Raw genomic sequence first — 23,191 nt, 5'->3', positions numbered from 1 at the left:
AAAAATGTCGGTTATCTCAACCAACAGCATGATGCCGGAACACCGGCTGCTGTCGATCAAAGGTGTGTTGCGCGCTATCAGGCTGGGCGCCCTTCAGTGGCTCGTCTTGAGTGCCGCGCTGCTGGTGCTCGCGATCACGGTTGGCACCGGCTATCTGGCGCTGCAGTTTCGCGAGCGCACGCTGGAGATGTCCGAGCGCGAGCTCAACAACACCGCGCTGCTGCTGTCGCGGCATTTCGACCAGCAGCTCAGCGACCTCCAGCATGTCCACGACGACATCGTGAACTATCTGCGGTCGGAGCAGGTCGAGACCGCCGATCAGTTCGAAAAGAACATGTCGCTCCTGAGTGCGCACGAGATGCTGCGCACGCGGCTCGCGGCGCTGCCGCATGTCGGCGGGCTCAATCTGTTCAACGCCAAGGGATGGCTGATCAACTCGTCCGAGATGTGGCCGGTGCCCGACATCAGCATCGCGGACCGGCGTTATTTCCAGGAGTTTACGTCGGGACGGCCGACGTCGCCGGTCATTGTCGAGCCGGCGATGAGCAAGGTGAGCGGCAACTGGACCACGATCTTCGCGCGCAAGATCACCGGGCGCAATGGCGAGATTATCGGCTTTGCCAGCCGTGGCGTCGAGCCCAGCCATTTCGAGGACTTCGTGGCCTCGCTGGCGCTGAACGGCGACACCGTGATTTCGATGATCCACCGCGACGGTACCGTCATCGCACGCTATCCGCAGGATGCCGGCATGGTCGGCCGCAACATCAGTGACCAGTCGCTGTTCCGGAAGGTCATCGGCCTGGGTGGCAACACGTCGGGGCGGTTCGTCGGCGCGTCCGGCGAGGAGAATGTCGGCGCGGTGAGATCGCTGTCGCATTTTCCGATCCTGATCCTTGCCACCACCAGGACCGCCAGCGTGCTGGAGGACTGGCGCGCCCAGACCAAGCTGCAATTCTGCGCCGCGGTGCTCGCGGTGCTGATCGTCGTCATGACGATCTTCCTGATCGTTCGCCAGTTGCAGCGGCAGCACGATGCCGCACAACGCCGGCTGTCCGAGAAGAGCCAGCATCTCGACACCGCGATCAACACCATGACCCAGGGGCTCTTGCTGTTCGATGCCTCGGCGCGGCTCGTGATCTGCAACCAGCAATATCTCGACATGTTCGGCCTGTCGCCCGAAATCGTGAGGCCCGGCTGCCATCTGCGCGACCTGATCCTGCATCGCCAGGCGATCGGTTCGTTCGTCGGCGACGTCGATGAGTATTGCGCCCGCTTCACCAATCCCAGGGGTGACGAGGTCCGGGACTCCGTGATCATGACGCCCGACGGCCGCAGCATCCGCCTGATCTACAAGCGCGCACCGGACGGCGGCTGGGCCACCACGCTCGAGGATGTCACCGACGGACGGCGCGCGCAGGCGCGGATCGAGTATCTCGCGCACTACGACGCGCTGACCAGCCTGCCGAACCGGACGCTGTTCCAGCGTCACGCCGAAGGGCTGCTGCTCGAGCCTGCCGCGCGCGAGTTCGCGATCCACTACATCGATATCGACGAGTTCAAGCGGATCAACGACACGCTCGGCCATCTGATCGGTGACGAATTCCTCCGCCGCGTGGCCGAGAAGCTGCGCCAGTCGGTCGGGTCGAACGACTTCATCGCGCGGCTGGGCGGCGACGAGTTCGCGATCGTCCAGCACGACGTCACCTCGGACGACGATGTCAGCGGCCTGGTGGCACGCATCTATCAGTCGCTGCGCACGCCGTTCGACTGCCTCGGGCATCATTTGGCGAGCGATGCCAGCATCGGCATTGCGATTGCGCCGCGCCACGGCTCCGATCTGTTCGGCCTGCTCAAATGCGCCGATCTTGCGATGTACGCCGCCAAGGCGGCCGGCCGCAGGACCTATCGCTTCTTCGATCCGGCGATGGAGAAGCACGCCAATCTGCGCCGCGCGCTGGAGGCCGACCTGCGAACGGCTCTGGCGGAGGGCAGCTTCGAGCTGCACTATCAGCCGCTGGTCGACCTGCGCAGCGACGAGGTGACCGGCTGCGAAGCGCTGCTGCGCTGGCGCCATCCGGTGCGCGGCATGATCTCGCCTGTGGAGTTCATCCCGGTCGCCGAGGAGACCGGACTGATCGAGGAGATCGGGCAGTGGGTGTTGCGCACCGCCTGCATCGAGGCGGCGGCGTGGCCGGCGCATGTCCGCGTCGCGGTCAACGTCTCGCCGATCCAGTTCAAGTCGGAGACGCTGGCGCTGAAGGTTGCGAATGCGCTTGCCGAGAGCGGGCTCGACCCGCGCCGGCTCGAGCTCGAGATCACCGAGGCCGTGCTGATCGCCGATGACGATGCTGCGCTGGTGACGCTCGGCCAGCTCCGCGCGCTCGGGGTCCACATCGCGCTCGACGATTTCGGCACCGGATACTCGTCGCTGCAATATCTGCAACGCTTCCCGTTCGACAAGATCAAGATCGATCGCAGCTTCGTCAAGGAAGTGACCCGCAACTCAGGCTCGGCCTCGATCATCCGCGCGGTGGTCTCGATTGCCGCCGACCGCAACATGATCACGACCGCCGAGGGCGTCGAGACCGATCAGCAGCGCGACACCGTGCAAATGCTCGGCTGCACCCAGATGCAGGGCTATCTCTTCAGCAAGCCGGTTCCTGCGCAGGACGTCCGGACGCTGCTGGCGGCCGACAGCGTCGAGGACGCCGCCTGAGCGGACGGCGGTTCCGCTGCAGGGAAATCGACCGCCATACGCTTGCCGCCGAAAAGTTCCAAAAAATCGATCTGCCGGCACGCCGGACGCGGAACCGAAACCGTGGAACTGCGTTCCCTTGCGGGGCTCGACCGGCAGGCAATCAATGAAAACCGCAGCAACGTCCGCGGCCATGCTGCTTTTTGCCTCGTGCATGGCAAACGCAGAGAGTGGCCTTGCGTCCTATTATCATGGCATCGGCAAGAGTGGCGAGATGACCTGCGCGCATCGCAGGCGGCCGTTCGGCAGCATGGTCACCGTGTCCTATCGCGGGAAGGCGATCCGCTGCCGGGTCAACGACCGCGGCCCGTTCATTCGCGGACGGATCATCGATGTCTCGACCACCGCGGCCCGCGCGCTCGGTATCCTTCAGCTCGGCGTCGCGCATGTGGAGGTCCAGTAGGGCGTAGCCGGCGCGGTCAGGAGTTCGGAGCGGTCGCCCGTTGCTCGGCGATCGCCTTGCGGAGCGTGCGCGACAACGCTTCGACCGAATAGGGCTTCTGGATCAGCTCGAAGCCGCTGTGCGCATTCTCGGCGAGCACGTTGCTGTAGCCGCTGGTCAGCACCACCGGCAGGCCGGGAAAGCGGTCGCGGATGACGCCGGCGAGCTCGACCCCGTTCATGCCCGGCATGATCACGTCGGAGAACACGAGGTCTGCGGCGAACTCGTTCTCCGAGAGGATCGCGAGCGCAGCGCTGGCATTCGCCGCGCGCTTGACCGAGTAGCCGAGATCCTCGAGCAGTTCGGTGGAGAACTGGCCGACATCATCATTGTCCTCCACCACGAGGACGCGATAGCCGCGGCCGATCGAGGTCTGCTCGGTGCCCGCGCTGGTCGCAACCTTGGTGTCCACGGGGCGCATCGCCTGCGGCAGATAGATGGTGAAGGTCGCGCCGTGCCCGAGAGTGCTGGTGACCTCGATGTCGCCATCGGATTGCTTGACGAAGCCGAAAGCCTGGCTCAATCCGAGACCCGTTCCCTTGCCGACCTCCTTGGTCGTGAAGAATGGCTCGAAGATCGCGTCGAGATTTTCCGGCGAGATGCCGGTGCCGGTGTCTTGGATCGAAACCGTGACGAAATCGCCGCTGCGCGAAGCCTGGGCGCGCAGGGCAGGGATGTGCTTGACCTTCCTGACGCCGATCGTCAGCTGGCCTTCGCCGTTCATGGCGTCGCGGGCGTTGACCGCTAGATTGATCAGCGCGGTCTCGAACTGGCCGATATCGGCGATCGCAAAGCAGTCGGGGTCCTCGATCCTGACCTCGATGTGGATCCGTGCGCCGACCAGCGGACGGATCAGCTGCGTCACGCTATCGACCTGGGTTCCGACATTGAACACTTCGGGATTGAGCGGTTGCCGGCGCGCGAATGCCAATAGCTGCGCGGTGAGCTTGGAGGCGCGCTCCACGGTCTCGGAGATCGCGTCGATGTAGCGGCGGCGCCGTTCATCCGGCAGGTCGCGGCGGCGCAGGAAGTCGGTCGCGGAGCGGATGATGGTGAGCAGATTGTTGAAGTCGTGCGCGACGCCGCCGGTGAGCTGGCCGACGGCTTCCATCTTCTGCGATTGCCGCAACGCTTCCTCGCCGCGGCGCCGCTCGGTAATGTCGACGGCCTCCGGCACCGCGCCGACGATCGTGCCGTGCTGGTCCCGCAGCGGCCGCATCGCGAAATCGAAATAGCGCTCGCCGATCGGCAGCTGCAGTTGCAGCTCGATCTTGACGTCTTCGCCGCGCATCGCGTCCGCGAAGGCATTCTTGATCACGCGCGGCATGCCGTCGGTTACCGCGAACCACGGCGTGTCCCAGAACGGCTTGCCGACGACATCGGCGGCTTCGGTGCGGATACCGGCGAGCGCGGTCTGGTTGGTGTAGAGCAGGTCGCCGTCGCGGTTGAGCAGCATCTGGTATTGATGGCTGGTTTCGAGGATCGCGCGCGTCTGGGCCTCGCGGGATTCGAGCTGCGCGGTGCGCTCCAGGATGCGCCGCTCCAGCGACTCGTTGAGCTTGCGCAGCTCGATCTCGGCTTCCTTGGCCGCCGTGACGTCGTGGGCGACCCCGATGAAGCCGATATGCTTGCCGTTCGGGTCCCAGCGCGGTTGCGACTCCGAGCGCAGCCAGCGCCAATCGCCCTTGGCGTTCCGGTAGCGCGCCTCGAGCACGAACGGCTTGAGCGAGAGCTCGCCGGTGATCTGCTCCTGCAGGATCTGGGGCAGATCGTCCGGATGCAGCGCCTTGCGCCAGTCGAACACGATCGCTTCCTCGAACGGCAGCCCGAGGAAGTCGAGATAGGCTTGGTTGGCGAAGGAGCGGGTGCGGTCGAGCTTGGTCACCCAGATCGGGACCGGTGCGCTGTCGGCGATCAGGCGGAAGCGTTCCTCGCTCTCGCGCAGGGTCTCCTGCGCCAGCATCTGGTCGGTGACGTCGAGATCGGCGCCGACCAGCCGCAGCGCACGGCCGTTGCGATCGCGCTCGATCTTGGCGACGACGCGGATCCAGCGGCTCTCGCCGTCATTCGGACGGATGATGCGGTATTCGGCCGTGTAGTCCTCGCCGCCGGCCTTGAGCACGCCGAATAGATGCCTGATGGTCCGTTCGCGGTCGTCGGGATGGATGCGCGCGACCCAGTTCTCGTAGGTCTCGTTGACCTCCTCGGCCGGGAGGCCGTGCACCAGCAGATATTCGGGAGAGCGGCGGTTGCGCACGCCGTCGCGGAAGTCGATCTCGAGCCCGCCGACCCGCGCGATGCGCTGGATCCGCGCCAGCTCCGCCTCGCGCTCCTGAAGCTCACGATGGGCGCGATCGCGTTCGCGCGCGATCTCCTCAAGGTGCTGCCGCAGCCGTTCGGCTGCCGCAGTTTCGGGGAGCACATCAGAGGGATCGGGTGGGGTCATACGCGCCGGCAACCTCTTGGCGCAGTCTCACACAGGACGAGGCGGCTTTGCCAGCTAGATTTGCGGCGGTCGCTTGCCCTTCACTGATCTTCACTTGCTGTTCACTTGCTCTTGGGCGGACGGCAATTATAGGCCCGGCGGAACCCGGCGGCCTGGGCGTCGTCCTCGGAGCAGAACCAGCGATCCGGATTGCCGAGGCCCGGGTAACTGCGGCATGCCTGCAAATGATAGATGCCGATATTGCCCGTGACGCGGGCGCGCACGGCGTACTTGCCCTTGATGTTGCAGCTTGCCGGCATCGGCAGGTCGGCGGGGAAGAGCGCGTCGCGGATCTGCGTGTCGCGACCGGCCGGGCAGGCGTTGCCGAGCAGGGCGCCATCCTTCTTGGCGGTGCGAAAATCGCGCGGCGCCACGAAACAGCCCTTCCACAGCCCGGTGCGATTGTCCTTGGCGGTGGCTTCATCCGGCTTGAATCGGCCAGTGGCCGACCCCTCGACATTGAGGGCGTAGCCGTTCTGGACCAGCACCTGGCTGAGACTGGTCGGATCGCCCTCGATCTTGCAGACGCCGAGGCGGCGCTTCTTGAAGGTCGGATCGACGCCGATGTCGTCGCAATGAATCGGCTTGCCGCCGATCAGCTTGGTCAGCTGGTCGCGCGCTTCGACCCCGCAGGTCCAGACGTCGGCATGCTCGTCGATGCACAGCTGATCGAGCGCCGGCGCGTCGATGCCGTCGAGCCGATAGGTCGCGTTGCCGAGCTGAATGGTGCCGGCGTCCTTGATGATCGCCGTGGCGGAGGCGCCGGCGGTCGCGGACAGAGCAGGGCTCGTGGACAGGCAGGTCAGGAGAAGCGTCGTGATGACCGGATTTCGAAACCACATTTTCTCACTTCAGATCTTTGGCGGGCAGCTGGACTTCTAGCACACGCAGGTACGATCCAACCAAGGGCTGCTCGCGTCGCGTGCGCGCCGTCACATCCCGATCGGCATTCCGCGACGTAGAACGGCCGGACATTGCCATTGAAGGGATGCTGGTATGGCCGAGTTCATCATCAACGTGCTGGTCGACGTCGTCACCGACATCTGGACCCTGCAATGCCTCGCACGCTGGCGGCAGAAGAAAAAGCCGGCGCAGGAAGCAGCTTCCGATCAAAGATCCGATTGACTTGGCGAGAACAAAATAGGAACATGATGCGTCACCCGAATTCCGGATACCCATGATGTCTGCACGGCCCGAATCTGACGACGATGACGGGCTGGAAGCGGCTGTCGATCAGGCCATTTCCGCCTGCGGAGGCAACATGCGGGCGACCATCCGGGCGCTGATCGTGGCCAATGAATTCCTGGAGAATGAGGTCAGCGAGCTGATGAAAGCCGTCGCGAAGGCCCATGCCCGCGGCCGCTTCAAGACCTATTCGGGCTGAAATACCGCTCGGCGACCGTCAGGGTCGGGGCAGGGGTCTGCATTAGACCGTTGCCTCCGGGGCAATTTGCTGTACCAACGGAGTGGTTACGCCCAATCGCCCGTGCCGGATTGCGCGGGGAGGAATCCTGCCAAAAGCCCAAGTGCTAAAAAGCCCAAGAAGAGCATGTTCAAACGAATTCTGATCGCCAACCGCGGCGAGATCGCCTGCCGGGTCATCAAGACTGCGCGCCGTATGGGGATTGAGACGGTCGCCGTCTACTCCGAGGCCGACCGCGACGCGCTGCATGTCGAGATGGCGGACGAGGCCGTGCTGATCGGGCCGCCCGCCGCGGCCGAGAGCTATCTCTTGATCGACAAGATCGTCGAGGCCTGCCGCAAGACCGGCGCGCAGGCGGTGCATCCCGGCTACGGCTTCCTGTCCGAGCGCGAGGCGTTTCCGCGCGCGCTTCAAGCCGCCGGCATCGTCTTCATCGGCCCGAACCCCGGCGCCATCGCCGCGATGGGCGACAAGATCGAATCCAAGAAGGCCGCCGCGAAGGCGAAGGTCTCGACCGTGCCGGGTCATCTCGGCGTCATCGAGGACGACAAGCATGCCGTCCAGATCGCCGATGAGATCGGCTACCCCGTGATGATCAAGGCCTCCGCCGGCGGTGGCGGCAAGGGCATGCGCATCGCCCATTCGAGGGCGGAGGTCGCCGAGGGCTTCAACCTTGCCAAGGCCGAGGCGAAGTCGTCGTTCGGCGACGACCGCGTCTTCATCGAGAAGTTCATCGTCGATCCCCGGCACATCGAGATCCAGGTGCTCGGCGACAAGCATGGCAATGTGATCTATCTCGGCGAGCGCGAATGTTCGATCCAGCGCCGCAACCAGAAGGTCATCGAGGAGGCGCCATCGCCGCTGCTCGACGAGCAAACCCGCCGCAAGATGGGCGAGCAGGCCGTCGCGCTGGCCAAGGCCGTGAACTACGATTCCGCCGGCACCGTGGAATTCGTCGCCGGCCAGGACAAGAGCTTCTACTTCCTGGAGATGAACACCCGTCTGCAGGTCGAGCATCCCGTCACCGAGCTGATCACCGGCATCGACCTCGTCGAGCAGATGATCCGCGTCGCCGCCGGCGAGAAGCTTGCGATCGCGCAGAAGGACGTGACGCTGACCGGCTGGGCGGTGGAATCTCGCGTCTATGCCGAGGATCCGTTCCGCAACTTCCTGCCCTCGATCGGCCGCCTGGTGAAATACCGTCCGCCGGCCGAAGCCAGCCATGACGGCATCACGATCCGCAACGACACCGGCGTGCAGGAGGGCGGTGAGATCTCGATCCACTACGATCCGATGATCGCCAAGCTCGTCACCCACGCGCCGTCGCGCGCCGCCGCCATCGAGGCGCAGGCGACCGCGCTCGATGCGTTCTATGTCGACGGCATCAGGCACAACATCCCGTTTCTGTCGGCGCTGATGAATCATCCGCGCTGGCGCGAGGGCAGGCTTTCGACCGGCTTCATTGCGGAAGAATTCCCCAAGGGATTCTCCGCGCGTGCCCCTGAGGGCGAGATCGCGCGGCGGCTCGCGGCAGTGGGCGCCGCCATCGATCACGTACTGGGCGAGCGCAAGCGGCAGATCTCCGGCCAGATGGGCGGGCGCGTGGTGCTGCGCGAGCGCCGCCGCGCGGTGTGGCTCGACCGCGCCGAGATCGCGCTCGACGTCGCGCGCGAGGCCGACGCCATCACGGTGCGCTTCATCGGCGACGACGGGCTGCCCGGCAATCCGCACAATCTGGTGTCGAGCTGGGCGCCGGGCGAGCCGGTCTGGCAGGGCACCATCGACGGCAATTTCGTCGCCGTGCAGGTGCGCGCGATCAACAACGGCTTCCGCCTCGCGCATCAGGGCTTTGAGGTGCCGGTCTATGTCTTCACCGAGACCGAGGCGATCTCGGCGCGGCTGATGCCGGTGGTCTCGGCCGCCGACACCGGCAAGAAGCTGCTGTGCCCGATGCCCGGTCTCGTGGTGTCGATCGCGGTGACCGAAGGCCAGGAGGTCAAGGCCGGCGAGACCTTGGCGGTCGTCGAAGCCATGAAGATGCAGAACGTACTGCGCGCCGAGCGTGACGGCATGGTCAAGAAGATCCACGCCGCCGCCGGTGCCACGCTCGCGGTCGACGCGCTGATCCTGGAGTTTGCTTGAAGCTGTCATTCCGGGGCGATGCGAAGCATCGAACCCTCAGGTGCGCAATTGCGCACCGAGAATCTCGAGATTCCGGGTCGGGTGCTTCGCACCATCCCGGAATGACGAAGAAGTGGGACAAAGCACATGGCCTTCCGCAAACGCCGCGAAGCACTGCGATCGATCCTCACCGGATCAACCTGCATTCGCCCGGGCTCGGTCTATGACGCGACCTCGGTCCGGATCGCGGAAGATCTCGGCTTCGAGCTCGGCATGTTCGGCGGCTCGGTCGCCTCGCTCGCCGTGCTCGGCGATCCCGACATTGCGCTGATCACGCTGACGGAGTTTGCCGAGCAGATCCGCCGGATGTCGCGGGCCTCGACCCTGCCGGTACTCGTTGATGCGGATCATGGTTACGGCAATGCGCTCAATGTCCGCCGCACGGTTCAGGAAGTGGAAGCCGCCGGTGCCGCCGGTCTCACCATCGAGGATACGCTACTGCCGCAGGCGTTCGGCCAGGCCAAGACGCAGCTGATCTCGCTGGAGGAGGGCGTCGGTAAGATGAAGGCCGCGCTCGACGGGCGCAGCGATCCTTCGCTTGTCATCCTCGGCCGGACCGGTGCCGTCTCGATCACTGATCTCGACGATGCGATCGTGCGCGCCAGGGCCTATGAGGCGGTCGGCGTCGATGGGCTGTTCTTCACCGGCATCAAATCGCGCGGCGAGCTGGAGGCGCTTTCGGCCGCGACGACGCTGCCGATCGTGCTCGGCGGCGCGCCGGAGGAGATGACCGCGCTGGACTATCTGGCAAGCCAACGCGTCAGGATCGCGTTGCAAGGTCACGCGCCGTTCGCGGCCGCAACCCAGGCCGTCTACGAGACGCTGAAGGCGTTGCGCGAAGGTACTTCGCCGAGGAACCTGAAAGGTATCGCCTCGTCCGAACTGACCGGCCGCGTGATGCGCGAGGCGGAGACCAAGGCGCGCAGCGGCGAATTCCTCGGCCTGAAAAAGTGAGCGGCGTGATCTGCCACGTCACCATCAAAGGCCGCGTCCAGGGCGTCGGCTATCGCGCCTGGGTCGACGAGCAGGCCAACGCGCGCGGCCTCGAAGGCTGGGTCCGCAACCGTCGCGACGGCAGTGTCGAGGCGGTGTTCGCCGGAGCGGACGACGTCGTCGCCGACATGATTGCAGCCTGCCGCCGCGGTCCGATCTCGGCGCGCGTCGACAGCGTGCAGGCAGACGCCGGCACATCCGACCAGCTGAACCTGCGCGGGGCAGGGGAGCGGTTCGCGTTCCTGCCAACGCTCTGACCTGCGTCGTCACGCGACCGCCGAGATCACCAGCGCCTGAATACGGCCTTCGATGGCCCCGTTGCCGAAGCGGCGCGCGAGAGCCGCTGCGGCGTGCTCCGTCGCCGCGTCGAGGCCGATGCCGCCGCGCGCCTCGATCTCGCCGCGCAGCGGCGAGCCCTGGCAAAAGCCGATCGCGGGATCATGAGGCGCCTTCGCCCGGCTCTGCAGCCGGACGTCGTCGATCTCGATCTTGCTGAAGCCGGCGGCTTGAAGATCGGCCCGGATCGGGCCGGCCGCGTGGTGCCCATAAGGAGTGCGCGCCAGGAATCGCGGCGGATCGGCTGGAAAGACCTCTGCCAATGCCTGGGTCACCACGTCGGCAAATTCGTTGTCCTCGATGCGACCCCACATGTTGAACAGGAAACGGCCGCCGGGCTTCAGGACACGGCGAGCCTCCGAGTAACCCTTGGCCTTGTCGGGGAAGAACATCGCGCCGAATTGGCAGGCGACGACGTCGAAGCTCGCATTGTCGAACGGCAGGTTGAGTGCATCGGCTTGCCGCCAGGTGATGTCGGTGCCGCCCGGCATCTGCGACTTCGCGCGGTCGAGCATCGGTTCATTCAGGTCGGTCGCCACGATCCTTGTGTCGCGGCCGAGCGCTGACGACAACGCGCGGGTGACGGCGCCGGTGCCTGTGGCCGTCTCAAGCAGGTCGCGCGGGCCAAGTGCCTTGGCGCGTTGCGCCAGATCGCGTGCGTAGGGTTCAAAGATCATCGGCACGAGGAGCCGGTCGTATAGTTCTGGAATAGAACCGACGAACTCCTTGTCGGACGCTGTCATCGCTGATCCTCCTCACGGCAATGGACTATGCGTCCCACACTTCGGAGCGCAGCCCTAGAGTTTTCTGTCCCATCAGGCGGGTCGAAGGTTCGCTCTTTGCGAAGAAAAAGCTGCCTGCGATGGGTCGAGCTCAAACTCTCGTCACACAGGTCACCGGCGTGACCGCCGTATCGCGAGGCTCGAAAGCGGTCTTCTGCGGCCTTGACTTTCGCTCCGAATGGTCTGATATTTCTGTCATGACAGAAATAACCGCCAAGAAAAAACTCCCCGCTATCGTCGAGCGCTTCATCCTGCACTGGGGCGACATGGGCGACGAATGGGGCGTCAACCGCTCGGTCAGCCAGATCCACGGGCTGCTCTATCTCGCCGAAGCCCCGATGACGGCGGAGGACATCGCCGACACGCTCGGCATGGCGCGCTCCAACGTCTCCAACTCGATCAAGGAGCTCTTGTCCTGGGGGTTGATCCGGCGGGTGCCGATCCTCGGCGACCGCCGCGACCACTTCGAGGCCGAGACCGACATCTGGGAGGTCGCGGCCAAGATCGCGGCAGGTCGCAAGGAGCGCGAGATCGATCCCGCGCTGGCGGCGCTGCGCGCCTGCGTCTCCGACGCGGCCGACGATCCGGCCATCAGCCCGCTCGCCAGCAAGCGGCTGAAGGAGATGCTGACATTCACCGAGCTGGTCGACCGCTGGTACTCGCAGATGCTGAACGTGCCGCGGCCGCGCTTGGTCGCGCTGATCAAGCTCGGCGAGAAGATCGTGAGTTTCCTGCCCGCAGGCAGAGCCAAATAGGGGCGGCGGCGTAACGGGAGTGTGCGATGGCGTCAGCAAGGATATCGACCTTAAAGACAGCGCCGGCTTCCGATACGAAACTGCTCGACGATCACCGCTTCCGCGCATTGCTGTCGGATAAGGATTGGGGCCGGCTGCCGGTTGCGATCTGGCGGCGCTTCTCGAAGCGGTTCGAGGACGGCAACACCGTCGTCTATGTCGGCGAGGTCGAGGAGGCCTCGAGCAGCCGCGCCGGCTGGTGGCTGGCGCAGGTCGCACGGCTGATCGGCGGGCCGCTGCCGACCGGCACCGAGACGCGGGTGCCGATGATCGTCACCGTCACCGAGGACGCCGCGAGCGGCGGCCAGGTCTGGACCCGCATCTGCGCGCGCCGCGACGGTTTTCCGCAGGTGATCCATTCCGCCAAGCGCTTTGCTGGCCCGACCGGGCTCGAGGAGTATGTCGGTTTCGGCGTCAGCATGGCGCTCAAGATCGCGGTCGAGCACGAGACGCTGGTGTTTCGCAGCGTCGGCTATTCGCTGCAACTCGGTCCGTTTCGCCTGCCGTTGCCCGAATGGCTTACACCCGGCGCTCTCACCGTGACCCATTCCGATCTCGGCTGCGGCGACTTCCGTTTCACGCTGGAGATCATCCACCCGCGTTTCGGCCGGCTGATCCGTCAGTCCGCCGTGTTCAGGGAGGCCTCGTCATGACGCCGCTGCTGTGGACCCTGGTCGCCATCCAGATCGCGATGGGCGCATTCGACACCTTCTATCACCACGAGTTCACCGAACGGCTGGCCTGGCGTCCATCGCAACGTCATGAGCTTCAGCTGCACAGCGTGCGCAACATGCTCTATGCGCTGCTGTTCCTGGTGCTCGGTTGGCTGGAGGTGCACGGCATTCTTGCGATTGCCATCCTAGCGGTGCTGGTCGTCGAAATCGTCATCACGTTGATGGACTTCGTCGAGGAGGATCTGAGCCGCAAGCTGCCGGCGAGCGAGCGGATCAATCACACGCTGCTGGCGATCAACTACGGCGCCATCCTCGTGCTGCTGGTGCCGGTGCTGATCGACTGGGCGATGCTGCCGACCGCTGTTGCACCAGCCTATGCGGGCCTCCTCAGCGTCTTCGCGACCGCCGCAGCCCTCGGTGCCGCGCTGTTCGGCGCGCGGGACTTTGCCGCCGCAAGACGCCTCGGGCGGATAGCGAGCGTGCCGGCCGCGACCCTGGTCGAGAAATTGCCCGCGCGGCAGACCGTGCTGGTCACCGGCGCGACCGGCTTCATCGGCAGCCGCCTGGTCGCGAGCCTCACTGCATCGGGCCATCAGGTGATCGCGCTGATCCGCAATCCGGCGAAGGCCGAGATGCTGCCGCCGCCGGTGATGCTGATCACGAGCCTCGACCAGTTGCCCGCCGACACCGCGATCGACGCTATCGTCAATCTCGCGGGCGAGCCGATCGGCAACGGCCTGTGGACCGAGGCCAAGCGTCGCAGGATCATCGCCTCCCGCATCGACATGACGGCAGAGGTGGTCAAGCTGATCGCGCGGCTCGAGTGCAAGCCGTCGGTGCTGGTGAGTGGCTCCGCGATCGGCTGGTACGGGCTCTGGCAGGACCAGGTGCTGACGGAATCGGCAAAATCCCACGCCTGCTTCAGTCATGAACTGTGCGAGGCCTGGGAGAATGCGGCCAAGCCCGCCGCCGATCACGGCGTGCGCGTAGCGTATTTGCGGATCGGTCTCGTGGTCGGCACCGATGGCGGCTTCATCACGCGGATGCTGACCCCGTTCGAATTCGGTCTCGGCGGCCCGCTCGGCTCGGGCAAGCAGTGGATGTCATGGATCGAGCGCGACGACCTCGTGCGCCTGATCGCGCACGTGATCGCGAAGCCCGAACTGTCCGGTCCCGTCAACGCGACCGCGCCGATACCGGTGACCAACACCAAATTCACCGAGGAGCTGGGCCGCCGCCTGCACCGGCCGGCGATCTTCCGCGTGCCCGCCGCGCTGCTCCGCGCGGTCGGCGGCGACTTCGCCGAGGAGCTGCTGCTCGGCGGTCAGCGCGTGCTGCCGAACAAGGCGCTGAGCAACGGCTTCGTGTTCCGGCATGAAACCCTGCGCAGCGCGTTCGACGCGATCTTGTGAGGAGGCGTATATGTCCAGCACGTGTTGTCGTGCGTTCGGTGGCTGGCTCGCGGGCTGCGGCGCCGCGACCGCGGTTCTCGCGAGCGTTGTCCAGACTTTCCTGATGATTGGGTCCGGCGGCGACATCGCACGGCTCGCAGGAACGATCGTTGCCCTTCTGCCGCTCTCGTTCCTGACTTTCATCACCATGTGCTTCCTGACCGCAATTCCGGCTCTGATAGTCATTCGGCTCGCCGAACTGCTTCATGCGCAATCCGTCGTGTTCTTTGGCTGTGCCGGCGCCGCGGTCGGCGCGTTGTGCATCAGCCTGCTGGCACCGTCCGGCGCGATCTGGATGGCCGGCCTGGGAGAACTCTTCGTCGTGGCCGGGTTCGTCGCGGGCGCGACTTACTGGGCCGTTACGAGAGAAGATCTCGGTTACGCCCGCTCTCGCTAAGCTGCCGCGGCCACGCTGCGAAACGTCGCCGCCAGCGTCCGCAAGGCCGCCAGCTTCGTGGGATCGCTGACCTTCGAATGCAGCATCACCTTTGATGAGCCGAGCCGCGGCAGTCTGTGCGCGGGTCCGATATCGATCAGGCCCGGCGGCGCGATGCGGCGGACGAGGGGCGCGACCGCAAGGCCGGCAAGTGCGGCAGCGGCTACCGCGGTGACGCCGCCACCGACGAAGCTTTCGGTCCAGGCGATGCCTGCCTTGTCGAGCGCGCGCACGGCAAGGGCGCGCACCCCGCAGGGCGGCGCGAGTGTCGCGAGCGGCAAGGCATCGCCGCGCGGCCAGACGAAGCGCTTCGCCGCGAACCAGCCGAATTCGTCCTCGGTCAATTTCTCGCCGCCGCGCCGGCTGCCCTCCTGGCGCACGATCACGGCGTCGAGCTCGCCGGCATCGTAGGCATCGAGCATCTCGCGCGAGAAGCCGATGGTGACGGAGAGCGCGAGCTGGGAGGCCATCGCGTGCAGCCGCTCCAGCAGTGGCACCAGCTCGGGGCCGGCGGCATGATCGCTGATCCCGAGCGTGAGCTGCTGCCGCGCAGGCTTTTCACCGGACAGCGCGCGGTCATGCACCTCGATCAGTGCGCGCGCGTGGTGCAGGAACGCCGCGCCGTCGGCGGTGAGCCGCACCGCGCGCGGTGAGCGCTCGACCAGCCGCTTGCCGAGCACGGTTTCGAGCCGCTGCAACTTCATGCTGATCGCGGCCTGCGTGGTGCCGAGCGCCTCGGCGGCGCGAGTGAAGCCCTGCAGCCCGGCGACCAGGAGGAAGGCCTGCACCGTATCGATATCCAGCGTGGCGGTCATCATCAACAATAGTTATCATTGCTATCAATATGCATAAGATACCAAGATGATGCGGAAAGGTCTAGCTAGGGGAGGCGCGATTGACCCGCGCCAACCGAATTCAAGGAGACAGATCATGCCGCTCGTCACCGTCACCTACGCGACCTCGCGCGAGAAGCCGTCGCTGAAGTCCGACATCGCTGCTGCAGTGTCGGACCTGACCGCACGGATTCTGCACAAGGACCCCAAGGTCACCGCCATCATCGTGAAGTCCGCCGACGCCGCTGACTGGTTCGCCGGCGGCAGATCGCTCGCCGAGCAGGGGCTCGCGAGCTACTGGCTCGACGTCCATGTCAGCGAAGGCACCAACACCAAGGACGAGAAGGCGGCCTATCTCGCCGCGCTGTTCAAGCGGATGGCCGAACTGCTCGGGCCGCTGCACACCGAGAGCTATGCCCATGTCGACGAGGTGAAGGGCGATGCCTACGGCTTCGGCGGCCTGACCCAGGAGCGTCGCTATATCGCGGGCAAGCTCGAGGTGGCGCCGCAGAAGGCGGCGTAAATCCTACGCCGTCGTTTCCGGCAGGTGTGCCGCGGTGTCGCCGAACACCTCGGCAAAGGCCTGCCGGAGCGCGATGTCGACGTCGGCCATCGTGACAGGCAATCCGAGATCGACCAGCGAGGTGACGCCGTAGCGCGGATCGACCACGCCGCAGGGCACGATCGCCTGGAAGTGCGCGAGCTCGGGCTCGACATTGATCGCGATGCCGTGGAACGAGACCCAGCGGCGCAGCCGCACGCCGATCGCGGCGATCTTGTCCTCGAAGCCCGGGCCCTTGTCCGGGCGTTTCACCCAGACCCCGACGCGGTCCTCGCGGCGCTCGCCGCGGACATTGAAGGCCGCAAGGGTGCGGATGATCCATTCTTCCAGCGAGGCGACATAGGCGCGCACATCCGGCCGGCGCCGCTTGAGGTCCAGCATCACATAGGCCACGCGCTGGCCCGGGCCGTGATAGGTGACCTGGCCGCCGCGGCCGCTCTGGAAGGTCGGGAAGCGCGGGTCGAGCAGGTCGTCGGCCTTGCCGCTGGTGCCGGAGGTATAGAGCGGCGGGTGCTCCAGCAGCCACACCAGCTCCGCGGCCTCGCCCGCAGCGATCGCCGCCACCCGGGTATCCATCGCGGCGAGAGAATCGGGGTAGGGCACCGGACGATCCGAAATCCGCCATTCGACTGCTTCGCCGCCTGAAGGGCAGGCAAAGGTCGTCAAATCGAGGCTTTGGCGGTCGTTAACCATTAGCTAACCCTAACGTGGTCAGGTGATCCCACAATTTAGTTCCCGTTCGGCGGTTCAGAAGTGCCCACTCTCGATAAAGTCAGCGTCGATCTCATGGTGGTGCTCGGCACCACCACCATGCCGATTCACCAGGTCATGCGGCTATCCCGTGGCGCCATCATCGAACTGGATGCCACCGAGGCCGACGAGGTCAAGATCCTCGCCAACAACCTGCCGGTGGCCAGCGGCGTGGTTCTGGTCGACCGCAACCGGATTGCGGTCGAGGTCAAGCAGATGCTGCCGAAATCTCCCGGCGTTCGCAGTTAATTCGCGCATTAATCGCCTTGTCCCTGCATCCGTGATTTGTTACATGGCCCCGTCGATGCGGCGGCGCCTTAGGGTTCCATCCGACATCCTTAGCGCTCGTGGCGGAATTGGTAGACGCGCTGCCTTGAGGTGGCAGTGGGTAACACCGTGGGGGTTCGAGTCCCTCCGAGCGCACCACCTCTCATAAGTCGTTGATGCGACAAGACCTTTCGTGGTCCCCCATTGTCGAACTTGGCTTGATCAGGAGCGAACGGCTGCGCGCCGTCAAACGGTCAGACCCGCCTTGCGCAATCCATCGAGGAAGTGCTCGCGGTCCGCGGGATCGCGATATCGTTCGGCCCTGACCCGGGCGAGGTCGAGGGTCTTCGCGGGCACGGCCTCGCCATTCGCGTCGAGTTCGCGGCGTCGCTGGCTGACGAACGCGTCAGCCTCGGACTGCGCCTCGCCGAGCCGCCCCATCTGCGCATAGCAGGCCGCGAGCAGGCCATGCGACCACCTGTCAAACGATCGCGCCTCCATCACCGCTTTGACCGCCAGTTCGTATTCGCGCCCCGAATAAAGGGCGAGCGCGTGATACCAATGGTACAAATTGGGCGGAAAGGGATTGAGCCGCTTGGCTGTGCCGATCCAAATCAGCGCCTCGCGCCAGCGTCCCCAGTAGACCAGGATGTTGGCGAAGACGGCGGCGACATCGGCATCGTTCGGATTGAGCGCCAGCGCGCGGCTGAAATGGATTTCAGCCTTCGCGTCATCCTGCCGCAGAAACAGCAGCTGGGCGAAGACGCCATGAGTCCAGGCGTCGCCGTCCTCGATATCGAGCGCGGTCTCGATCTCGTGCAGCGCCTCGTCCAACGTCGCAGTGGTAGGCGATTCGAGAAACACGTCACACACGATGGTCCAGGCGATGTTGACGTGGGCGCGGGCATATTGCGGGTCGAGCGCGACGGCGCTTCGAAAATAGTCCCTGGCCTGCGCCATGGCCTTCGCGGTCAGCTGACGCCAGCGCTCGTTTCCGAGCAGCACCAGATCGTAGGCGGTAATGCTGGAGGTCGGCTTGCGCCTGGCGATCTCGCGACCGGCGTCCTCCAGACGGCCCGGCAGGGCCGCAACGATCGCCCGGACAATCTCGTCCTGCAGCGCGAAGATGTCCTCGAGGTCGCGGTCGTAGCGCTCGGTCCAGAGATTGTAGCCGCTCGCGGCATCGAGCAGCTGGATCGTCACCCGCACGCGGCTCCCGATCGTGCGCACACTGCCTTCGGCAACGTAGCGGACGCCTAGCTCGCGGCCGACGCGTTTGATTTCGGCCGTCTTGCCGCGGTAGGCGAAACTGGAGTGACGGGCGACGACGAACAATGACTTGAACCGCGACAGTTCGGCGATGATGTCTCCCGTGATCCCGTCGGAGAAATAATCCTGCGCGGGATCGCCGCTCAGATTCGACAGCGGAAGCACCGCGAGCGACGGCTTGTCGGACATCGCCGGCGCGGGTGATGCGGGCGAGCCCGACTCGGATAAGGTCGCAACCGGCGGGCCGACATAGCGATAGCCGCGGCGCGGCAGCGTCTCGATCCAGCTCGCGCCGCCGTCGGTGTCGGCGAATGCCCGCCGCAGCGCGGCGATCTGCACCGTCAGATTGCTCTCCTCGATCGCAAGTCCGGGCCAGGCCGCTTCCACCAACGCGTCCTTGGACACCGGCGCTCCGGCTCGCTCGACGAGCAGCCGAAGCAGCAACACCGCGCGCCGTCCGAGCGCGACCGGCTCGGACGCTCGAAACAGCATCTCGGCCTTTGCGTCGAGGCGGTAGGGACCGAATTCGTGGATCGTCGCCATGGCCCGCAGACTACATTTTTCGCAACTTTTTCGGAACGGATTCAGGACCTCCGGGAGGCCGGCGAACATGCTGCGGGCTGACAAACCGGAGGACTGCCCGATGCGCGATCCATACCATGCGGCGGAGACGAACGATCCGAGGGCTCCGGCGGTAATCTCCGATGCGCCGAACCGGCTTTGCCAGCTGCTCGAGACCGTCGAGGCGCTGGCCCCGCTGGTCGCCGAACAGCGCGACGAATTCGACGGTGGCCGGCGATTGCCGGATGCGGTTTTTGCGGCGATGGCCGATGCGGGTCTGTTCCGCCTGTGGCTGCCGCAAGCGCTCGGCGGGCCCGAGCTGTCTCCGTTCGACTTCATGCGCGTCGTCGAAGCCGCCTCGGCGCTCGACGGCTCGGTCGGCTGGCTGGTTGGCAACGGCGCCGGCATGAGCCGGATCGGGGGCTATCTCGACGAGGCCGTCGCGCGTGAGTGGTATGCCGACCCGCACGCCTTTGTCGCAAGCGCGACCGGTGCGGTCGGCACGGCGACCGTCGTCGCAGGCGGCTATCGCGTTTCCGGGCGTTGGCCGTTCGGCAGCGGCGCGCATCACGCCACGCGCTTTATGGCGCTGGCGAGCGTCAGGCCCGACGATCCGGCGTCTCCGCTGCTGTGCTGCTATCTCGACCGGGCAGATGTGACCATCATCGACAACTGGCATGTGTCCGGACTGCGCGGCACCGGCAGTTGCGATTTCGAGGTGCGGGACGTTTTCGTGCCGGCCGCTCACGTCCATCGGTTTCTCGGATTGCAGCCGACCCAACCGGGACTGCTCTACCGCATGCCGCCTTCGTCGGTGTTCGCGTGGAGCATCTGCGGGATGCCGCTCGGCATCGCGTCCGGCGCCATTGCCTCGTTCGCGGAGCTTGCCTGCGGGAAGGGCCGTCCGGGCACCCGGGCGCTGCTGCGTGATCGCGAGACCGTTCAGGCGATGGTCGGGCGGACGAGGGCGATGCTTCGCGCGGCCCGCGCCTTCCTGGTCGACGCCATGAGCGGATTGATGGCCGCCACCGATGTCGGCGGCCAACTGCTGGTGCAGGCACGCGCCGACATTCGGATCGCCAACGCACATGCGGCGGAGACTGCGATATCCGTCACCGACATGCTGGCCGCAAGCGCCGGCGCGGCCGCGATCTTCGAGACCTGCGCGCTGGAGCGTGCGGTCCGCGATGTCCGCGCCGCGGCGAAGCATGTCGCGATGAGTCCGAACAACTACGTCATCGCCGGCCGGCTCGCACTCGGGCTCGAACCCGGCGCGAGATTCTGACGTAACGCGACCGTCCAAGGGAGTTGTCCGATGTCTGTGATCTGCCGGCCAGCGCGTGCGCGGGATCTGGAAGTTGCCGACAGCCTCGTCGTTGCCAGCATCAACGATCTCACACAGCGGCATGGCTTCGGGCCCATGGCCGTCCGCTCGCCTCCCAAATTTCAGCTATTTTCCTTGCAGGACGATGCCCGCGGTCTCTGGGTCGCGGAGGAGGGCGAGCGGATGCTCGGCTTCGCCTGGAGTTGGGTCTGCGACGACATGTGGTTCCTGGCGCAGCTGTTCGTATCACCCGATCAGCAGGGGCGGAGCGTCGGCAACGAGCTGATCAAGCGGACGCTCGATCACGCCGAGATATCGGGCGCCTCCAACAGGGTGCTCATCACCTTCAGCTTCAACACGGTCTCGCAGGGGCTCTACATCCGCCACGGACTGCTGCCGCGATTTCCGATCTACAGCGTCAGCGTATCGCGCGAGCAATTGATCGGCAATTTGCGCGGATCGCGATACGACGTCACGCCGATCAAAGATGATGCTTCAACCCTGCGCCGCCTCGCGCAGGCGGACCAGCGCGTCCTTGGCGCCTCGCGCGAGAAGCACCATCGCTATCTGATCAATGAGGGCGGGGCGAGAGGGTTCAATCTCCATGACGGAATCGATTGGGTCGGTTACGCCTATGTGGACGCCGGCGGACATATCGGACCGCTCGCGGTCATGGAGCCCGCCGCCGTCGCTCCCGCCTTGCGAACCGCGCTGCACGTTGCGGCCGAGAGCGGCTCGTCGCAGGTCTCGGCGTTCCTGCCTGGCGCAGCCGAGGCGGCGCTCAACGTCGCGATGGCGCACGGCATGCGGATCAGGTTTCCGATGCTGCTGATGTCGTCGCGGGAATTCGGCAACTGGGCCCAGTACCTGCCGCGCAATCCGGGCTTCATGTGATCGCAACCGGTTGAGGCGCAGGGTGGGCCTCCTTCGTGATGCACATTGCCTGTTGCCAATCCAGGCAAATTGTTGAAGTGGAGGTGCCGGACGCTGCGATCCTGTAACACGGCTCGCGTAGTTTCGCGGGAGGCATCGCCCTGCCGGTTCGGAACTGCCGTCCGGAGGCCGCTGCTTCTCCCGGTCGCGCGGCCGCAAGCCTGCCCCACCGGAGCGCCTGATGATCCTTGCCAGCTACGTCTACCGTGCCGTTTCCAATTTCGTCTTCCTGGGGCTGGTCTATTTCACGCTGAACCTTCTGGAGAAATACGAGCAGCGCGCGACGGTCGCGATCCTGATCCTGGTCTATGCGGCGATGCATGCCGTGTCCGGGCTGCGCTCGTTCTATTTCTTCCAGCGCATCGAGCGCCTGGAAGGTGAGGCGCGGCGGCTCGCGGCTGCGGCCGGCGAGGGGCCCAATGCAGCTGCCTCGCGCAAGCAGATCGTCGCCGACGTCACCGAGCTCAGGCATGCCGGCGAGATCAAATCCTATATCGACATCTTCTTCCTGGCGCTGGTGATCCTGCTCTGCGTCGCCAAGATCGTGACGAGCTAGATCGCCTCAATCCGGCACGCGCTTGCTTGCTGCCGAGGCTTCGGCGCGAGGGGTGCGTTTGGCGACGTGGACCGTAGCATTGCTCGCATTGGGCGGCATGGCATGCGGGCCTCGGCCGTGAGTTGCGGCCGGCACCTGATGCGCGGCCTGCTTCGGATGCCTGGCCTGGCGCGCGGAGATCGCCTGCACCCGCGGCGCGCCGGCACCGATCGCCCGCTGTGCGAGGCGGCGATTGGCCGCCGAGCGGGCGGCGATCAGGGTCAGGTCCAGCGCTTCGGGCATGCGAAACACGTCGGCCGCCGGAACAGGCAATATTGGGACGGATGCGAGCTGCATGAGCTGCGGCTGCGGCCACAGCGTGCGGACGGGCGCGCCGACGCGCGCGCGTTGCGCGTGGTCGACGATGTCGGCATCGCGCCAGTCCATGTCGGCAAAGACAGGCGCCGGTAATGTCCGCGTTGCGGTGTAGACGAAGCTCGGAATTTTCGGCCAGCGCGAGATCGCCACCGTCTCGGTCGGCGGGTGCAGGAACCATTGCTGCGGCTGGGTCGGCGTCGCCGGGCGATCCGGCGTCGCGGGCACCACATGGACGATGCGATAGCCGCGCTCCTTCAGCGTGTTGAGGATGCGCGGCAACGCCGCGACGGTGCGCGGTTGGATGTCGTGCAGCAGCAGGATGCCCTTGTGCCTGGCCTCGATGCGCTGGATCGCGAGATCGTAGACCCGCTGCGGCGAGATGTGGCGCCAGTCGTCGGCCGGGAAGTCGGCGCTCCAGACCTGGATGCCCTGCGACGCCAGATAGGCTTCAGGGATCTCGGCGCGCATCAGGCCGGGAATCCGGAAGAACGGCGCCAGCTTGCTCTTGTCGCCGTTGAGGGCTGCGAGCGTCGAGGCGATGCCGTCGTCGACCTCCTTTTGCACCTTCTCGAGCGGCATCTTGTTCATCGTCAGCGGATGGTTCTGGCTGTGCGTGCCGACGGTATGCCCGGCCGCGACCAGCTTGCGCACGCCCTCCGGATTGAACCGGGCCTGCGAGCCGATGGTGAAGAAGGTCGCCTTGACGCACTGGCTGGCGAGGATGGCCAGCACCTGGTTGCTGTATTTCGGCAGCGGCCCGTCGTCGAAGGTCAGCACCACCTCGTGGTCGGCGAGGGGCAAGGTCTCCGGATACTGCATGGTGCCGATCCGCGGATGCTCCCTGGGATCGACGACGAGGGTCCGCGAGGTGCCGAGCGCATTGGGGTTAGGGCAATCGGCGGCGAGGGCTGCGTGCGGCGTCATGGAGCAGCAGCCCAGCAGCGCCGCGCCGACCACGGTCCGCGACCGCTTCCGGATCATCACCAGGACGTTTGCAATCATCGAATCTCGGCTGCAGTCCAAACGC

At 65.7% G+C, this 23,191-nt stretch carries 23 protein-coding genes and 1 tRNA gene; 17 read left to right on the top strand and 7 right to left on the bottom strand.

What is annotated here, in order from left to right; all coding sequences use genetic code 11:
• The first annotated feature begins 4 nt into the window (after positions 1-4).
• Positions 5-2,716 carry a bifunctional diguanylate cyclase/phosphodiesterase gene (locus ACVILL_RS35425; protein WP_456733285.1) on the top strand — a complete coding sequence of 904 codons (2,712 nt, stop codon included), beginning with the start codon at positions 5-7 and terminating at the stop codon, positions 2,714-2,716.
• 193 nt (positions 2,717-2,909) lie between these two features.
• Positions 2,910-3,158: a septal ring lytic transglycosylase RlpA family protein gene (locus tag ACVILL_RS35420; RefSeq protein ID WP_456733284.1), complete on the top strand. Its 249-nt coding sequence runs from the start codon at positions 2,910-2,912 to the stop codon at positions 3,156-3,158.
• Positions 3,159-3,174: 16 nt separating this feature from the next.
• On the opposite strand, the gene ACVILL_RS35415 is transcribed toward ACVILL_RS35420, so the two are convergent.
• Both ACVILL_RS35415 and ACVILL_RS35410 read right to left on the bottom strand, forming a co-directional pair.
• A complete protein-coding gene (locus ACVILL_RS35415) occupies positions 3,175-5,643 on the bottom strand; it encodes a PAS domain S-box protein (RefSeq protein WP_456733283.1) in 2,469 nt (822 codons plus the stop codon).
• Positions 5,644-5,744: 101 nt separating this feature from the next.
• Complete coding sequence (locus ACVILL_RS35410; protein ID WP_456733282.1) at positions 5,745-6,524, bottom strand: thermonuclease family protein; 780 nt, start codon at positions 6,522-6,524, stop codon at positions 5,745-5,747.
• Between the two features lie 154 nt (positions 6,525-6,678).
• On the opposite strand from ACVILL_RS35410, the gene ACVILL_RS35405 reads away from it, so the two are divergent.
• From ACVILL_RS35405 to ACVILL_RS35385, 5 genes are all read left to right on the top strand, one after another.
• Positions 6,679-6,807, top strand: coding sequence for a hypothetical protein (locus ACVILL_RS35405; RefSeq protein WP_456733281.1), 129 nt, complete (start codon positions 6,679-6,681; stop codon positions 6,805-6,807).
• A 52-nt stretch (positions 6,808-6,859) separates the two neighbouring features.
• Positions 6,860-7,066 (top strand): hypothetical protein, encoded by a 207-nt coding sequence (locus ACVILL_RS35400; protein WP_456733280.1) that lies wholly within the window; start codon positions 6,860-6,862, stop codon positions 7,064-7,066.
• Between the two features lie 165 nt (positions 7,067-7,231).
• On the top strand, positions 7,232-9,247 hold the full coding sequence (locus ACVILL_RS35395; RefSeq protein ID WP_456733279.1) for an acetyl-CoA carboxylase biotin carboxylase subunit: 2,016 nt from the start codon (positions 7,232-7,234) through the stop codon (positions 9,245-9,247).
• A 126-nt stretch (positions 9,248-9,373) separates the two neighbouring features.
• On the top strand, positions 9,374-10,240 hold the full coding sequence (locus ACVILL_RS35390; RefSeq protein WP_456733278.1) for an isocitrate lyase/PEP mutase family protein: 867 nt from the start codon (positions 9,374-9,376) through the stop codon (positions 10,238-10,240).
• Positions 10,237-10,536: an acylphosphatase gene (locus ACVILL_RS35385; RefSeq protein WP_456733277.1), complete on the top strand. Its 300-nt coding sequence runs from the start codon at positions 10,237-10,239 to the stop codon at positions 10,534-10,536. Before ACVILL_RS35390 ends, ACVILL_RS35385 begins: the two co-directional genes overlap by 4 nt.
• A 9-nt stretch (positions 10,537-10,545) precedes the next feature.
• On the opposite strand, the gene ACVILL_RS35380 is transcribed toward ACVILL_RS35385, so the two are convergent.
• Positions 10,546-11,358 carry a class I SAM-dependent methyltransferase gene (locus tag ACVILL_RS35380; protein WP_456733276.1) on the bottom strand — a complete coding sequence of 271 codons (813 nt, stop codon included), beginning with the start codon at positions 11,356-11,358 and terminating at the stop codon, positions 10,546-10,548.
• Between the two features lie 236 nt (positions 11,359-11,594).
• Here ACVILL_RS35380 and ACVILL_RS35375 point away from each other — a divergent pair, with 236 nt between their 5' ends.
• The 4 genes from ACVILL_RS35375 to ACVILL_RS35360 are packed head-to-tail and all read left to right on the top strand — an operon-like array spanning position 11,595 to position 14,713.
• On the top strand, positions 11,595-12,152 hold the full coding sequence (locus ACVILL_RS35375) for a GbsR/MarR family transcriptional regulator (protein WP_456733275.1): 558 nt from the start codon (positions 11,595-11,597) through the stop codon (positions 12,150-12,152).
• 26 nt (positions 12,153-12,178) lie between these two features.
• Positions 12,179-12,844: a DUF4166 domain-containing protein gene (locus ACVILL_RS35370; protein ID WP_456733274.1), complete on the top strand. Its 666-nt coding sequence runs from the start codon at positions 12,179-12,181 to the stop codon at positions 12,842-12,844.
• A complete protein-coding gene (locus tag ACVILL_RS35365) occupies positions 12,841-14,277 on the top strand; it encodes a TIGR01777 family oxidoreductase (RefSeq protein WP_456733273.1) in 1,437 nt (478 codons plus the stop codon). Before ACVILL_RS35370 ends, ACVILL_RS35365 begins: the two co-directional genes overlap by 4 nt.
• 10 nt (positions 14,278-14,287) lie before the next feature.
• Positions 14,288-14,713 carry a hypothetical protein gene (locus ACVILL_RS35360; RefSeq protein WP_456733272.1) on the top strand — a complete coding sequence of 142 codons (426 nt, stop codon included), beginning with the start codon at positions 14,288-14,290 and terminating at the stop codon, positions 14,711-14,713.
• Here the strand turns inward: ACVILL_RS35360 and ACVILL_RS35355 are convergent.
• Positions 14,710-15,567 carry a LysR family transcriptional regulator gene (locus ACVILL_RS35355; protein WP_456734438.1) on the bottom strand — a complete coding sequence of 286 codons (858 nt, stop codon included), beginning with the start codon at positions 15,565-15,567 and terminating at the stop codon, positions 14,710-14,712. The genes ACVILL_RS35360 and ACVILL_RS35355 overlap by 4 nt on opposite strands.
• 115 nt (positions 15,568-15,682) lie before the next feature.
• Between ACVILL_RS35355 and ACVILL_RS35350 the strand changes: the two genes are divergently transcribed.
• Positions 15,683-16,108 (top strand): tautomerase family protein, encoded by a 426-nt coding sequence (locus ACVILL_RS35350; protein WP_456733271.1) that lies wholly within the window; start codon positions 15,683-15,685, stop codon positions 16,106-16,108.
• A gap of 3 nt (positions 16,109-16,111) precedes the next feature.
• Here the strand turns inward: ACVILL_RS35350 and lipB are convergent, their stop codons facing one another.
• Positions 16,112-16,840 (bottom strand): lipoyl(octanoyl) transferase LipB, encoded by a 729-nt coding sequence (gene lipB / locus ACVILL_RS35345; RefSeq protein ID WP_456733270.1) that lies wholly within the window; start codon positions 16,838-16,840, stop codon positions 16,112-16,114.
• Positions 16,841-16,900: 60 nt separating this feature from the next.
• Between lipB and ACVILL_RS35340 the strand changes: the two genes are divergently transcribed.
• Positions 16,901-17,146 (top strand): FliM/FliN family flagellar motor switch protein, encoded by a 246-nt coding sequence (locus ACVILL_RS35340; RefSeq protein WP_021080574.1) that lies wholly within the window; start codon positions 16,901-16,903, stop codon positions 17,144-17,146.
• Positions 17,147-17,238: 92 nt separating this feature from the next.
• Positions 17,239-17,323: transfer RNA gene (locus ACVILL_RS35335), tRNA-Leu, on the top strand.
• An 87-nt stretch (positions 17,324-17,410) separates the two neighbouring features.
• On the opposite strand, the gene ACVILL_RS35330 is transcribed toward ACVILL_RS35335, so the two are convergent.
• A complete protein-coding gene (locus tag ACVILL_RS35330) occupies positions 17,411-18,976 on the bottom strand; it encodes a winged helix-turn-helix domain-containing tetratricopeptide repeat protein (protein WP_456733269.1) in 1,566 nt (521 codons plus the stop codon).
• Positions 18,977-19,076: 100 nt separating this feature from the next.
• Here ACVILL_RS35330 and ACVILL_RS35325 point away from each other — a divergent pair, with 100 nt between their 5' ends.
• From ACVILL_RS35325 to ACVILL_RS35315, 3 genes are all read left to right on the top strand, one after another.
• Entirely contained in the window at positions 19,077-20,279 is a 1,203-nt protein-coding gene (locus ACVILL_RS35325; RefSeq protein ID WP_456733268.1) for an acyl-CoA dehydrogenase family protein, read from the top strand.
• 30 nt (positions 20,280-20,309) lie between these two features.
• A complete protein-coding gene (locus ACVILL_RS35320) occupies positions 20,310-21,212 on the top strand; it encodes an N-acetyltransferase family protein (RefSeq protein WP_456733267.1) in 903 nt (300 codons plus the stop codon).
• Positions 21,213-21,432: 220 nt separating this feature from the next.
• A complete protein-coding gene (locus ACVILL_RS35315; protein ID WP_456733266.1) occupies positions 21,433-21,807 on the top strand; it encodes a hypothetical protein in 375 nt (124 codons plus the stop codon).
• 6 nt (positions 21,808-21,813) lie between these two features.
• Here the strand turns inward: ACVILL_RS35315 and ACVILL_RS35310 are convergent, their stop codons facing one another.
• Positions 21,814-23,166 carry a polysaccharide deacetylase family protein gene (locus ACVILL_RS35310; protein WP_456733265.1) on the bottom strand — a complete coding sequence of 451 codons (1,353 nt, stop codon included), beginning with the start codon at positions 23,164-23,166 and terminating at the stop codon, positions 21,814-21,816.
• Positions 23,167-23,191 lie beyond the last annotated feature (25 nt).

Source organism: Bradyrhizobium sp. USDA 3364 (genome assembly GCF_054056355.1).
Note: the sequence above shows the minus strand (reverse complement) of the source record. Positions and strands in the feature narration are given on the sequence as shown.

Excerpts from the sequence above, each read along its gene's own strand:
- ACVILL_RS35405 (WP_456733281.1), top strand. The coding sequence starts at position 6,679 with ATGGCCGAGTTCATCATCAACGTGCTGGTCGACGTCGTCACCGACATC.
- ACVILL_RS35420 (WP_456733284.1), top strand. The coding sequence starts at position 2,910 with ATGGCAAACGCAGAGAGTGGCCTTGCGTCCTATTATCATGGCATCGGC.
- ACVILL_RS35395 (WP_456733279.1), top strand. The coding sequence starts at position 7,232 with ATGTTCAAACGAATTCTGATCGCCAACCGCGGCGAGATCGCCTGCCGG.
- ACVILL_RS35355 (WP_456734438.1), bottom strand. The coding sequence starts at position 15,567 with ATGACCGCCACGCTGGATATCGATACGGTGCAGGCCTTCCTCCTGGTC.
- ACVILL_RS35315 (WP_456733266.1), top strand. The coding sequence starts at position 21,433 with ATGATCCTTGCCAGCTACGTCTACCGTGCCGTTTCCAATTTCGTCTTC.
- ACVILL_RS35400 (WP_456733280.1), top strand. The coding sequence starts at position 6,860 with ATGATGTCTGCACGGCCCGAATCTGACGACGATGACGGGCTGGAAGCG.
- ACVILL_RS35375 (WP_456733275.1), top strand. The coding sequence starts at position 11,595 with ATGACAGAAATAACCGCCAAGAAAAAACTCCCCGCTATCGTCGAGCGC.
- ACVILL_RS35360 (WP_456733272.1), top strand. The coding sequence starts at position 14,288 with ATGTCCAGCACGTGTTGTCGTGCGTTCGGTGGCTGGCTCGCGGGCTGC.
- ACVILL_RS35415 (WP_456733283.1), bottom strand. The coding sequence starts at position 5,643 with ATGACCCCACCCGATCCCTCTGATGTGCTCCCCGAAACTGCGGCAGCC.
- ACVILL_RS35410 (WP_456733282.1), bottom strand. The coding sequence starts at position 6,524 with ATGTGGTTTCGAAATCCGGTCATCACGACGCTTCTCCTGACCTGCCTG.
- ACVILL_RS35365 (WP_456733273.1), top strand. The coding sequence starts at position 12,841 with ATGACGCCGCTGCTGTGGACCCTGGTCGCCATCCAGATCGCGATGGGC.
- ACVILL_RS35325 (WP_456733268.1), top strand. The coding sequence starts at position 19,077 with ATGCGCGATCCATACCATGCGGCGGAGACGAACGATCCGAGGGCTCCG.
- ACVILL_RS35310 (WP_456733265.1), bottom strand. The coding sequence starts at position 23,166 with ATGATTGCAAACGTCCTGGTGATGATCCGGAAGCGGTCGCGGACCGTG.
- ACVILL_RS35330 (WP_456733269.1), bottom strand. The coding sequence starts at position 18,976 with ATGGCGACGATCCACGAATTCGGTCCCTACCGCCTCGACGCAAAGGCC.
- ACVILL_RS35320 (WP_456733267.1), top strand. The coding sequence starts at position 20,310 with ATGTCTGTGATCTGCCGGCCAGCGCGTGCGCGGGATCTGGAAGTTGCC.
- ACVILL_RS35370 (WP_456733274.1), top strand. The coding sequence starts at position 12,179 with ATGGCGTCAGCAAGGATATCGACCTTAAAGACAGCGCCGGCTTCCGAT.
- ACVILL_RS35390 (WP_456733278.1), top strand. The coding sequence starts at position 9,374 with ATGGCCTTCCGCAAACGCCGCGAAGCACTGCGATCGATCCTCACCGGA.
- ACVILL_RS35350 (WP_456733271.1), top strand. The coding sequence starts at position 15,683 with ATGCCGCTCGTCACCGTCACCTACGCGACCTCGCGCGAGAAGCCGTCG.
- ACVILL_RS35425 (WP_456733285.1), top strand. The coding sequence starts at position 5 with ATGTCGGTTATCTCAACCAACAGCATGATGCCGGAACACCGGCTGCTG.
- lipB (WP_456733270.1), bottom strand. The coding sequence starts at position 16,840 with ATGGTTAACGACCGCCAAAGCCTCGATTTGACGACCTTTGCCTGCCCT.
- ACVILL_RS35380 (WP_456733276.1), bottom strand. The coding sequence starts at position 11,358 with ATGACAGCGTCCGACAAGGAGTTCGTCGGTTCTATTCCAGAACTATAC.